This is a genomic window from Acinetobacter sp. YH12135 (genome assembly GCF_013418565.1).
Classification (GTDB): domain Bacteria; phylum Pseudomonadota; class Gammaproteobacteria; order Pseudomonadales; family Moraxellaceae; genus Acinetobacter; species Acinetobacter towneri.
Window position 1 is genome coordinate 1 of record NZ_VPBU01000034.1, and the last position, 12,181, is coordinate 12,181.

At 32.8% G+C, this 12,181-nt stretch carries 11 protein-coding genes; 5 read left to right on the top strand and 6 right to left on the bottom strand.

All coding sequences use genetic code 11. The features are described from left to right. Both FTU70_RS13640 and mobQ read right to left on the bottom strand, forming a co-directional pair. Nucleotides 1–180 (bottom strand): hypothetical protein (locus FTU70_RS13640; protein ID WP_180060752.1); only part of this gene is annotated, 180 nt, incomplete at its 3' end. A 9-nt stretch (nt 181–189) separates the two neighbouring features. Next, on the bottom strand, nt 190–1,416 hold the full coding sequence (gene mobQ, locus FTU70_RS13645; protein WP_180060753.1) for a MobQ family relaxase: 1,227 nt from the start codon (nt 1,414–1,416) through the stop codon (nt 190–192). Nucleotides 1,417–1,636: 220 nt separating this feature from the next. Between mobQ and FTU70_RS13650 the strand changes: the two genes are divergently transcribed. The 5 genes from FTU70_RS13650 to FTU70_RS13670 all read left to right on the top strand — a co-directional run bounded on the left by FTU70_RS13650 (nt 1,637) and on the right by FTU70_RS13670 (nt 6,419). After that, nucleotides 1,637–1,897, top strand: coding sequence for a mobilization protein (locus FTU70_RS13650; RefSeq protein ID WP_121775320.1), 261 nt, complete (start codon nt 1,637–1,639; stop codon nt 1,895–1,897). A gap of 659 nt (nt 1,898–2,556) precedes the next feature. Continuing rightward, nucleotides 2,557–4,545 (top strand): ATP-binding protein, encoded by a 1,989-nt coding sequence (locus FTU70_RS13655; protein ID WP_180060754.1) that lies wholly within the window; start codon nt 2,557–2,559, stop codon nt 4,543–4,545. Between the two features lie 132 nt (nt 4,546–4,677). Beyond that, nucleotides 4,678–4,998 (top strand): type II toxin-antitoxin system RelE/ParE family toxin, encoded by a 321-nt coding sequence (locus FTU70_RS13660; RefSeq protein WP_180060755.1) that lies wholly within the window; start codon nt 4,678–4,680, stop codon nt 4,996–4,998. Beyond that, on the top strand, nt 4,991–5,263 hold the full coding sequence (gene nadS, locus FTU70_RS13665; protein WP_180060756.1) for a NadS family protein: 273 nt from the start codon (nt 4,991–4,993) through the stop codon (nt 5,261–5,263). Before FTU70_RS13660 ends, nadS begins: the two co-directional genes overlap by 8 nt. 643 nt (nt 5,264–5,906) lie before the next feature. Then, nucleotides 5,907–6,419 carry a PBECR2 nuclease fold domain-containing protein gene (locus tag FTU70_RS13670; RefSeq protein ID WP_180060757.1) on the top strand — a complete coding sequence of 171 codons (513 nt, stop codon included), beginning with the start codon at nt 5,907–5,909 and terminating at the stop codon, nt 6,417–6,419. 399 nt (nt 6,420–6,818) lie between these two features. Here the strand turns inward: FTU70_RS13670 and FTU70_RS13675 are convergent, their stop codons facing one another. From FTU70_RS13675 to FTU70_RS13690, 4 genes are all read right to left on the bottom strand, one after another. Next, nucleotides 6,819–8,294 (bottom strand): ATP-dependent endonuclease, encoded by a 1,476-nt coding sequence (locus tag FTU70_RS13675; protein ID WP_180060758.1) that lies wholly within the window; start codon nt 8,292–8,294, stop codon nt 6,819–6,821. A 519-nt stretch (nt 8,295–8,813) separates the two neighbouring features. Beyond that, complete coding sequence (locus FTU70_RS13680) at nt 8,814–9,329, bottom strand: plasmid replication DNA-binding protein (RefSeq protein WP_000855181.1); 516 nt, start codon at nt 9,327–9,329, stop codon at nt 8,814–8,816. 78 nt (nt 9,330–9,407) lie between these two features. Beyond that, nucleotides 9,408–10,334 (bottom strand): replication initiation protein RepM, encoded by a 927-nt coding sequence (repM, locus tag FTU70_RS13685; protein ID WP_180060759.1) that lies wholly within the window; start codon nt 10,332–10,334, stop codon nt 9,408–9,410. Between the two features lie 655 nt (nt 10,335–10,989). Then, nucleotides 10,990–12,181, bottom strand: a 1,192-nt coding sequence (locus FTU70_RS13690) for a hypothetical protein (RefSeq protein WP_180060760.1), incomplete at its 5' end; no start/stop codon positions are given.

Here is a 12,181-nt window from a genome sequence, read left to right on the forward strand (position 1 = left end):
AATTCTTTTTATAAAATCAGAAATATTATCTTCTATCATATCTTGAGAATTTGTTAGATGTTCATTGAGTTTTTTGAGTAACTCGATGTGTTCTTGTTTTTCACTCTCAAGTGACATTGATAGTTTTTGTAGAGCATCTGACATATCTTTTAATGTCGCTGCAATTTGTTGATCGCTCATAACGAACCTCTAAAATGGATTAAAATCATCCCTCCTCGCTTGAGCCAGGCGTTCCGCTTCTGCTTCTGCCCTGATCTTAGCCTGATGCTCAGTTTCAAGTTTTGCCTTGGCCTCAGCTTCTTCCTGGGCTTTCAAACGCTGCTCTTCTTTTGCGATACGCTCAGCTTCAAGCTTTACTCTTGATTCTGTCTTGAACTTGGCCTGACGTTCCGCTTCTGCTTGATTATCAATGCTTGAATCAAGTTGTGAAAACAGCGCTGTTTTGTTCAAACGGGAGATACTTGAGTTGAGCGTATCAAAAATTTTTTTTTCATTTTCCGTTTGTTGGGATTTTAGAAAAGTTTTATCAGAATCATACGTTTTTGTATTTTTTGCTTCGTTTAAGATGCTATCAAAAGTTGTTTCTTTTGCTTCGTGCCGCATTGTTTTGATGAGTTTTTCAGTCGCAGTAATCTCAAGCTCAAGATTAAACAGTTTGATAGCGTCATTCTGTTTTGCCAGGGCTGGAAGCACGATTTCATGATTTCTTTCATCAAATAACTTTTGCTGTTCTCTTTCGTATTGTCTACGCAAAGCGGTAACAGATGGACCTTCATGTAATGTTGCTTGTAATCCGTTGTTTTGGTCAGCATAGCTGCGATGATCAATACGTACATCAAAGCCAGCTTGCTCTAAATGCTTGTTTGCAAGATCGGCAAAGTCTTTTCGCCACTGACTGACTGTTTCTGTGCCATTGTCTCGACTAAAGTCCCGATATTTTTTAGATGCAAAAAGTCCCGTTTCTAAGTCAATCGCTCTCGCCGTAAACATGATGTGAGCGTGATAGTTGCGTTCATCAGATCCGCTTGTCGTGTGCGGTGCATGAATTGCTGCGTCCACGATCACGCCATGGCGTTTGACAAGATCCTGGCATAGCTCATTGAGCATATTTTTACGCTGCTCAGCATTCAACTCATTTGGAAATGCGATTTCAAATTCGCGAGCAAGTAAAGCGTCTTTTCTGTTTTCTGATTTTTCAACTGCGTTCCACAGTTTTTCACGTTCTAAAAGATCGGAGTGTGTGTTTTCTGGTGCATAGATATTGGTAAATTCCACGCCTGATTTTTTTGTGTAATCTTGTTCTTTGCCGTAATAGTCGCAAGTCAATTTTTCAGCAGAACGATAAGCAGCAGCAGCAACGGCACTACGTCCTTCACTTCTGCTAATCGTCTTTACCGAAAAATGATAGATCGCCATTTTGCTTTTGCTCTTGCTTTTAGATTTCGCTTTAGCGGAATCACCAACCGGATCAAGGTTGGTCGGGGATCACAAAGGGGAAGTTCCCCTTGTCGTACTCATTGAACTCTGTTCAATGGCTAAGTGCGCCCTTACGGGATTCTTTGAGTATCATATAGTGTCTTGAACCAAAGTTCAAACACGCTTATGATCGAGAAGAATCCACGGGTAATGTAATGTTATGAGTATTGATGCTTTAAATGAAAAAATTGCAAAACAGCAAGAAAAATTAAACCAGTTAAAAGCACAAAAACAAGCAATCGAAGCTAGAGAAAAAAAGAAAGCTACAGAGCAGCAACGGAAGGACGATACTAGACGTAAAATTCTGCTCGGTTCTTATTTGCTTAAAAAGATGGAAAATGAAGCCAACAAAGAGAAAATACTCACTGAACTCAATGAGTATTTAACAGAGGATCGAGATAGAAAATTATTCGACCTCTAATTCTGAAAATTGATAAATTTTAGAGTAAAAATTAAAGTAGGTTAGGGTTCTTTTATAGATTCCCTAAAGGGCAAAATGTCAGTTGATACCTACCTAAATGATCAAAATGTCAGTTGATACCTACCTAAAATGGGCTAAATGTCAGTTAATACCTACCTAAAATGGGCTAAATGTCAGTTAATACCTACCTAAAATGGGCAAAATGTCAGTTGATACCTACCTAAATGATCAAAATGTCAGTTGATACCTACCTAAATGATCAAAATGTCAGTTGATACCTACCTAAATGATCAAAATGTCAGTTGATACCTACCTAAATGGTCAAAATGTCAGTTAATACCTACCTAAAATGGGCTAAATGTCAGTTGATACCTACCTAAAATGGTCAAAATGTCAGTTAATACCTACCAAATGTCAGTTGATACCTACCTAAATGATCAAAATGTCAGTTGATACCTACCTAAAATGGGCTAAATGTCAGTTGATACCTACCTAAAGATAGTTTTTTACAGTTATATGCCATCCTCCGGACATTTCTATTTTGGACTTACAGATGAACTGCGTATAAGAGATTTTATGTTAAATAAAAGATATTCTCCTTTTTAAATAAAAATTAAATCATTAATATATAAAAAATTTTATTAGATAGATGAGTATTCATGAGTTCTACACCTTTTGTTAATGCTGGTATACATCCAAAATTTGCTCTTCAACGGTTTAGTGCATCTGAAAAGGCTATAGTCAATAAACTTAAAAATTTTTGGTACGTTACTTCTAGTGGGGAAAGCCTTCAAATAAAGAATTCTACTTACGACTATTTCCTTATTAAACCAACTACGCAATTTACTGAAAAATTTAACTTAGATCGAGAAATTGTTTGTTTATTTAGCCCATATACAAATTTTGAGCCAAGAACCTTAGATGTCTTTGAAAATATCTTTCAAAAACTCCCAAAATCTAGAGTGGAAAACTTATGTTCCATTTTAATTAGTAAAGATAATAATGTTGAAGAACTGGTAAAAAAAATATCCAATTCAGATCCTGAACAGAAACTAATTATTCCATTTACTTATGATGAAATTTATCACAGTGTTAACTCAGAATTATATGATAATAGGTTTAGAAAAGTTTTTTATTCTAGAGATTTATTTGCATTTAAATCACCATTGAAAAAAGACAGCTACTTTTTTGGACGAACAAATTTAGTCCATGAGCTTATAAGTAAACATAATTCTGGCGAGCATGCTGGAATTTTTGGTCTAAGAAAAAGTGGTAAAACATCAATTGTATACGCTATACAGCGAAAATTAGACCTTGAAAAGAAAAAATGTTTAATGATTGATTGTGAAAGTCCATCAATACATAAAAAAAGGTGGTATGAGTTATTAAAGGATTTAGTTTTAGAATATAAATTAGTTAAAGATTCAAAAATTAAAATTGAGTGTGAAAATAGATATGATGAAAAAAATGCAGCTAAAAGTTTCGAAGAAGATATTCTAAAGATATATGAATCTAAAAAACATGAAACAACACTATTTATTTTTGATGAAATTGAAAGAATCAGCCCAGGAACAGCATCTTCAGATCACTGGTCAAATCACAAGGATTTTATTTATTTTTGGCAAACTTTAAGAGCCTTTTATCAAAAACATCCTCTTGTTTATACATATATGCTAGTAGGTACAAATCCTAAGTGTATAGAAGAATCTCAGTTTTTGGGTCATGATAACCCTATATATTTATCTTGCTCAATTCATTACTTACCAAATTTTTCTATAGATCAAGTTATTGAAATGGTTGGTAATTTGGGAAGATTAATGGGATTGAATTTTGAGGCAGATATTTGTTCTAAATTATATAATGATTGCGGTGGACACCCATTTTTAATAAGACAAATGTGCAGTTTTATACATACTAGTTATAGAGGTGATCGCCCTTTTAAAGTAGATAAAGGTACTTATACTATCGCTTTAGAATCATATCAGGCTAATCTTGAACAGTACTTCGATATGATGCTAAATATCTTATGTACTTGGTATCCTGATGAATATGAAATGTTAATTATGCTTGCATTAGAAGATAATGAAACATTCATAGAATTAGCAAAAGATAATAAAAGTTTGGTTCAACATCTTCTCTCATTTGGTTTGGTGGAAAAACATTACAATGAGAAATATATGTTAAGTTTAGAGTCATTAGGTGATTATTTAAAAAACAAAAATAGATTTAAAAAAATTAATTTATCTGATGAGGAAAAACTGCAAGAAATTTCATTAAGAAGAAATAGATTAGAAAAGAAGTTAAGAGAATTAATATTAAATGGATTAAAATTCGCATATGGAAAAAAAGCATTAAATGAATTATTAAAAGCAATTCCAGAAGCTAAAAGAGATAGTTTAAGAATACACACTATCAATGAGGTTCTTGGAAATAGTAGTCCTTTATATTTATTGGATTTAAAAAATATCCTAAGTCAAAACTGGGAAAAATTTTTAAACTTTCTAGATGGTTTTGAAAAACAAAGATTTTTAATAATGTTAGAGGATATTAATAAATATAGAGTAGATGCTCATGCAAAGGATATTGAAGATGAGGATTTTAAACAATTACGCATCCACTTTGATAAGTTAGAAAAACTGGAGATTTAAATAAAATACAGAAATTGTTAATTTCTTCTAAAATTAACATAATACTGATTATGCGAAACGAGAGCCTACAGCTCTCGTTTTTTTGTTCTAGAACTGCTAAAATTCTTATACGCCATTGACGTACTTAACCCTATGTTATTCATTGAAACCAGTATTTTTACCAAGCAAATCAAAGAGCTTGTCAGTGATGAAGAGTATCGTCAGCTCCAGGAAGATCTCTTGGTACAGCCCGATAAAGGTGACTTAATCAAGAATGGCGGTGGTATTCGTAAAGTACGTTGTGCTCAAGGTAATAAGGGTAAAAGTGGTGGTATCCGGGTGATCTATTATTGGGTCACAGAGGATGATCAGATCTTTTTCCTAGTCGCTTATCCAAAGTCTGTGAAAGATAATCTGACAGACAAAGAGACCTCGATCCTACGTCAATTAGTGAAGGAGCAATTTCATGGATAACAACTTATTTGATGACCTGGTTGCTTCAATCAAAGAAGCTGGTGCCATCAAACGCAATGAAATCAAAGCAAGTCGAATGACTGAGCTTGAATTACCAGATATAAAAGAAGTACGTGAGAAAACTGGCTTAACCCAGGCAGAATTTGCTGCACGTTTGCATATCAGCGCGAGAACTCTGCAAAACTGGGAACAAGGCCGTCGATATCCGACTGGTCCTGCAGCGACTCTAATTCGCATTCTGGATGCCCATCCAACCCTAATTTAAAAAGTTTAGATAATAAAAAACCCCGGCATCCTGCCGGGGTTTTTCGTATTGGTTCGCTCGGTATAACTCCTGTCGTACCTTACAGTCCTTGAGCTTATCTCTTGTTATTCTTGTATGGAACTTCCTGTTCCTGATGAGTTTATCATAGGAAAATTCTAGTATTCCGGATAGCCGCAAAGGGACGAGTTTCATGTGCGCCAGGGCGTACAAAATAGCCTAAATTTTATCCACAAAAAATGTGGATAATTTTAAGCATTCAAGCATTGATAAAATTTGAAAAACCTCAAAATTGACTATTTTTTAAACAATTTTATTGGCAAGAAGTATCAAAACCGCTCATAAAAAAGCCGACTTGTTTCAAAATCGGATTTTGGGGCATTTTTGGATTTTTCTACTTTGAATAAGTTATTGATATTTATATTAATATACAAGTGTATTGCGTATAACCACCATTATGTTAAATAGAAGGCAAATTGGTGGAAAAGTCCAGTTTTTAAAATTGCGAATAAGAGATTTTATGTTAAGTGGATAAATTTAGCTTTGAAAGTCAAAGGTATTCATCTTTAGTTGAAGTGATTGATAATTGTGCATTATTAAATAAATAATCGAGTAGAATAGTTAGTTTTTATGGCTGAGATACTAAATGATTAAGGAGGAAAAAGATCAAGAAAATTGGAAAGACCTTAATCTCGATGATATTAGAAATACTCCTATAGAAGAATTTCATCCATTTGAAGAAACAATGATTTTGAAGGCTGGTAACACAGAAGAAGAAGCTTTAGATATTGTTTGTAAAGAGTTTGAGTTAATTGATGGTATTTACTCAAGAAGAATCCCTATTAATGCCCTTCAAAACAGTTGGGCTATGGTCTCGATAGATAACTTGAAGCATGTGGTTTTAAAAAGAAGTGATGCTAGAGAACGATTTTCTAAATTGGCTCATTTTACATTGTTGAATCCATTTGAAGTATGGGAAGTTAAGTATTCAGATGGTAGTTTTAGACTCGTTTTTATTGGGATATTTAGAAATTCTAAAAATCATATTCTTCTTATTTTAACAATAGATATTAATAATAATATTCTGTGGAATTTTATGCAGTGCGAACTTAAAAAGCTTAATAAACATCGTCTTGGTAAACTTTTATTTAAGAAATAAAAAAAGGCGAGCTAATAAAACTAGCTCGCCTCCGTCTCTCTTAAGGTCTCACACGACATTAATATCCAAGCATTAACGGTGTTCCTACGCAAATTATAGCTCTTGGAAGCAATTTGTTTCGCGCTTAAAAGAGACATCTAAATCGATTAGATGATGATAACATAAAAAAAGTTAATAAATTTTGACAGTAAAAAAAAATTACGTACAATGCGCTTAGCGCATTGTACGTAATTTTTTTTTACTGTCAAGTACTTAGATTCTCTTGTACTACACCAAGCAGGCAGTATAATGAGTCCTAGACTCATTATACTGCCTGCTTGGTGTAGTACATACATATTTTCAATTTCAATATTTTTCTCTTTATCTTCATAATTCAATTTTGTGGTTTTGATTAAAATATCAAATAATAATGTGATAGTTGTTAAATTTTAGAACTCTGATCATCTCGTCTATTGATTGATGTAATTCTTCCAATGTGTAGGGAAAGCTTTGCATAGTAATATTTTCAGGATGATGGATATGATTCCTAACAAATGTCATTAGCGTTACTGAATATGATGGAAGTACAGTTCCGTTTCTTTCTTTAATCCATGATTTATGTTTTGAACAACTCTGGCTCTCTAACCATGCCTCGAATTCTCTTTCATTAGATTTCTCTGATTTTTCTTGTAAATATCCATATAGTTCATTATGTAAATCTAAAGTCGGCAAATTGTAAGCTTTATAATTAATTTCTCCCCATGTTGGACTCCATGGGAAAAAATAATCCATATTAGCTTTTGATATAACATTTTTATGATTTTCTTTCTTAAATATAAATATTCCAACTTTATCAAGATAGCGAGAATTTAAAAAATAAGGCGAATGAGTGGTGACAAAGACCTGCCGATGTTTTGAGATTTCTAAGAGAGCATCAAATAATTTCATTTGTCCTGTAGGATGTAGACAAATTTCAGGCTCATCTATAAATAAGTAAAATGGTCTAGATAACTGTTTTTCTTGGTCAAATGCAATTTCTTCTGCATAAATTTGAAGTAAAGCTAATGCAACAGATCGTTGCATTCCATTTCCCTTTTCATCCATTTTAACTTGTACACCATCATCAATAAGTATGGATGAACCTTTAAAAAATGACTCGATTTTAGGAGTGTCAAATTGAAAGTTTAAAGATGCCTCACCAAATTGGCTAGTAAAAATAGAATTGAGTTTTTGTTCAATAACAGAAATTTTTTGCCGTAATTCTGATGTTTGAGAATTAAAAATTTGATTGAATCTTTCTTCAAAAGCAAGGAATTCATCTGTTTTTGCATGTTCTGCTGCAATTTCTTTTAAGAGCGTGCCACATAGGGTTGATGCACCAAAAGCTGCTTCATCATTAGGATTAGTATCAGCCCAGATAAAATTAGTCTCAAACAGTTTTTTTATCGTCGCATCAAGACCTCCTGTATTAGTAAATGAATTATTATTTTGATTCCATGTTTTTAAAACTTTGATCTCTGAAGTTGATCTAGAGATCTTAAAGTAGTCTTTACCTTCCTGACATTGATAGATTACTTCTCTAAAAGACTCTACTTTATTAGATTGAGCAAACGTCTCAATAACGTTAAATATTTCTCCAATAAATTCTAGTTCGATTACTGCTTCTTGTGCAGACTCACCAGTTGAGCTTTTGTGATGAATTATATTTAGATCCTTTTTTGTACTATTTCTTATGAAATCAATAGCTTCTAATACAGTGGATTTCCCACTATTATTTTCTCCAATGAAAATATTAAGGCCACTACCTTTTTCACCCGTTGGAGTATTAAAAGATAAATAATTATGTTCTTCAGAAAACCCTTTAAAATTCTTAATTTTTAAACTATTTAGATACATTCAATTCACTATATTTTTTTTAAAAACAATTACTTGAAAATATATAGAACTACTATATATTAAGCAACGGAATCTCTCTAAATCTTTCCCATAAATAAGCAAGGGCTTTAATGGGTGTTAGTTCCCCCAACTAACAGAATTAGATAGGGAGTAAGGACATGACCAAGAAATTAGTCAATGTACGAGCATATAAACGCTATCGTTTGGGTGTTTTAGAGCATGTGTGCAAACACAAACGCTCTTATCCTAAGCGTTAAGTTATATATAGAGAGATTCCACTAGAATATCTTTTTAATTACTTTATAAAATGATTTGGCATAATCAAATTAAGAATTTCTAAAATTAACATAATACACCTTATACGAAATGCGTTATAATTTACTTTGAAATTTATATACTTATTTCAAAGTTTATAGCCCATCTTCCCCAAGGTGGGTTTTTTTTATGATTTTTCACGTTCCACGCCTATTCTTTGAGCAATGTTTCACGACTTTATTCATATTAGTTAAATAATCGTGGTTAATCATAGGGTCTAAAAAAACGGCTCCAAAAGCCCCTTTTCTCCGGTTCCTGTTCAACATGCTCCGGCACGGGGATCCGCTTATTCTGCGTTTGGATCTCAGTTTTAACCTCAGTTGCTTGTTCAGGTACTGGGACTTCAATCGTCTCTTGAGGAGGTACAACTGGTGTTGGATCTTCCATTTTTGGTGCTTTAGGAGCTTCTAGTAGGCGTTGCATCGTTTCGATCTGATTTTGGTAGAAAGACTCACGATCTTTAGCATCATCAAGCTGATTTTTCAGCATGTCTATTTGTTGTCTAAGCAGTAAAACTTCTGCCGAATTTGGACTGTCTACTTTTACAAATTCTTTTACATCCTGTTTTTTGACTGGTTCTCCAAAAACACGGATAGCTTCTGCTAGATCAATCTTATTCTCAGAATTTTTACTTAAAATTCCTTTCTTTATGTTGTTGTAAATCGTTTGTCTATTAATGTTGTAAAGCTTGGAAAGTTCAAGAACTGTAAGGGTTTTCATTCAGTAAACCTATGCCTAAACTTGTAAAAAGTTACTGTCTATTAGACTGTCTAATAGACAAATGATCAAGTTTAAATTTTAGGCAGGAGCAAAGCCAACTTTTTGAAGATAAGGGAATAATTCTTCAAATTTTTTAGCGTCTTTTAGCATTTCTGAAATGCGTACAGCGAATTGTTCAAAGCTTTCTGTACCTTGAGAGTAGCTATTCATTTCAGGGAGTCTAGAAAGTTTATTTGCAAACAGATGACGTTGAGAATCAGTCATTTTTGAAAAAATATCTATCGTGTTTGGAGCTCGCTTATCCGTTATTGGTAGATTGGTTTTCTTTTGCTTGAAGGTAAATGAAAAGCCTGAAATAGCACGGCCTTTTTTATGTTGTTCATATTTAACGGTAATGTCAGAAAACTCATTAATTTGTTTAATAGCAATATCTAAAACACGTCTTTTAAAAGCCTCCATACGATCGTATTCATTAACTCCTATGCCCAACTGGCTGCGAAATTTATTCAACTCATACATAGGTGTTTTGCCTACAGACTTCCATTGCATTAACAATTCATAGAGTCGTACAGCATAAACACTCTTAAAATCAGAAGTTTTTTTAAGATGGTAACTAGTAAAATATTGTTCAAAACCATCTATTTTTGTGACATGTTCAATTACAACACGAGTTAATGTTACTAGTATGCGACCTTCACCTTTTCGATAATTAGCATCTTGAATCCAACGACTTTTTGTTAAAGTCCCATCTTCATTAGTAATAGTAAATTGTCTTTTAAATAAAGAATCTTCTGCCTCAACTAAAGCTAAATAAGCAGCATCAGGTGAAACATTAAAAGCTGTAGCATATCTAATAGCATTTAGCTCTAATGGCTCTTCAGTTGATAATCCTTGGCCAGTTTCACGAGCATCGACAATAGCGAGCTGTAATAGGCGAGTTTCACTTAAAGTAAGTGTTTGTAAGGCTTGAACAAGTTTATTTGATTTTACGACTAAGTCGGCCATGTCTTTCTATTTAGCAACGGTTTTATTATGTTGTTATAACAACATAATAAATATTTGTTGTCAAATACCGAGGAAACGTTGCTATATGACCGAGGAAACGTTGCTATATGACCGAGGAAACGTTGCTATATGACCGAGGAAACGTTGCTATATACCCCTTGAAAGCACTGTAGATTAAGCCTTTCAGGACATTTAAAAACATTTAAAAACATTAAAATTAATTAAAAGCCTAAGTCATGAAAAATTGCCCTTGGTTTTCGCTACGCTCAAACTCTATTGAATCTCGCTATCGCTCGATTCGTTGGGGCAATTTTTTGACTAATACCTACTTGAAATTAAAAAAAGCAAAAGCAACTATGAATTCGCTTCGCTCATAAGTTTTAACACTCGCTACGCTCAGTCTAGACTCAAATTAAATAAGTTCGCACCCTTCGGGATGCTCTGTATCTAAGTCTGAGAATCAAAAGGAAGCTTGTAATCAGGGAAAAAACATAGCGAGAATTTTGATTGCATCCGTTCGCTCGTAGACACTCGCTCTGCATATGCTGCTTAAATACAAAAAAAAGGGGTTTTTGGATCGATTTAAGCTATTTTCATAAAGACCTGCAACGATTTATCAAAAGTCGCTTAAATCGGAAATGAAAGCCAAATAAGCTTAATCTAGTGATTTACAGTTTATTCCTATCTGAAGCTGTGGAAATTTCTTTCTCACTTCATTAACAGATTGCTTTGTTAAAACGATTAAATCATTTCTGGTTACTTCCAGGTCTTTGATATCAGATTGCAGTTTTTGACTCTGACTGACTAATGCTAAGCTGTAATTTTTCATTTTTTCATATCGCATCGTTGCAGCGATGTTAAGACCAAAAAGAATAACAAGAGTAACGATAAGAATAGAAATTGAATTAACTGAAAAATACTTTAAATTCAATTTATTACATAAATTTTTATAGATATTTTCTTGTTTTTCTATAATCTTTTGAGTCATTCCAATGCTTGCATTTGCATTTTCCTCTAAAACAGACGTCAGTTGCTTGGATTTCTGATTGATCTGCTGTTCTGTGTTGCCCATTGTTTGCAGAGTATTGGCGCAGCTATCTTGTACTGCTTTAGAAATATCACTAATTTTTTGGTCAAAAAATTTATTTATTTGTCCAACTTCTGCATTTATTTTTTCAATGACTTTATTTTGAAAGCTGGCGCAAGAATTATAAAGATCATTCATGCTTTTAATGTTATTTTCTTTGACTTCTGAAAATGCACTTCCGATATTTTCTATTGCAGAATTGATTTCTTCATTGAATGCATTAACATGTTCTTTAAAGTTTTCAAGACTTTTAAAGTGATTACTTTTAATCTCATGTACTCCCTCAGTTAATTCACTATAAATTGAAATTGAATTATTTACCGCTTTTTCGTTCGCTTCTGTTATTCTAGCGATAAGATTTTTATTCTGTTCATTAAATTGACTTAAAAAATGTGTTGTTATGCTTTCTTTTACGCTGACAGATACGTTTTTAATAATCTCTGTTTGTATTAAATTGCTGTTATTCTGGATTGTTTTAGAAATATATTCTGTTTTTTCATCTAAAACACCAAGACTATTTTTAACATTTTTATAAATTGACTCAATTTCTTGATTTAATTTATTAATATTTTCTTTTTGATTTTGAATATTATTTTTTGATTCATTAACAGTATTTAATAACTCAGTTAAGTCAATTCTTTTTATAAAATCAGAAATATTATCTTCTATCATATCTTGAGAATTTGTTAGATGTTCATTGAGTTTTTTGAGTAACTCGATGTGTTCTTGTTTTTCACTCTCAAGTGACATTGATAGTTTT

Excerpts from the sequence above, each read along its gene's own strand:
- mobQ (WP_180060753.1), bottom strand. The coding sequence starts at position 1,416 with ATGGCGATCTATCATTTTTCGGTAAAGACGATTAGCAGAAGTGAAGGA.
- FTU70_RS13650 (WP_121775320.1), top strand. The coding sequence starts at position 1,637 with ATGAGTATTGATGCTTTAAATGAAAAAATTGCAAAACAGCAAGAAAAA.
- FTU70_RS13655 (WP_180060754.1), top strand. The coding sequence starts at position 2,557 with ATGAGTTCTACACCTTTTGTTAATGCTGGTATACATCCAAAATTTGCT.
- FTU70_RS13660 (WP_180060755.1), top strand. The coding sequence starts at position 4,678 with ATGTTATTCATTGAAACCAGTATTTTTACCAAGCAAATCAAAGAGCTT.
- nadS (WP_180060756.1), top strand. The coding sequence starts at position 4,991 with ATGGATAACAACTTATTTGATGACCTGGTTGCTTCAATCAAAGAAGCT.
- FTU70_RS13670 (WP_180060757.1), top strand. The coding sequence starts at position 5,907 with ATGATTAAGGAGGAAAAAGATCAAGAAAATTGGAAAGACCTTAATCTC.
- FTU70_RS13675 (WP_180060758.1), bottom strand. The coding sequence starts at position 8,294 with ATGTATCTAAATAGTTTAAAAATTAAGAATTTTAAAGGGTTTTCTGAA.
- FTU70_RS13680 (WP_000855181.1), bottom strand. The coding sequence starts at position 9,329 with ATGAAAACCCTTACAGTTCTTGAACTTTCCAAGCTTTACAACATTAAT.
- repM (WP_180060759.1), bottom strand. The coding sequence starts at position 10,334 with ATGGCCGACTTAGTCGTAAAATCAAATAAACTTGTTCAAGCCTTACAA.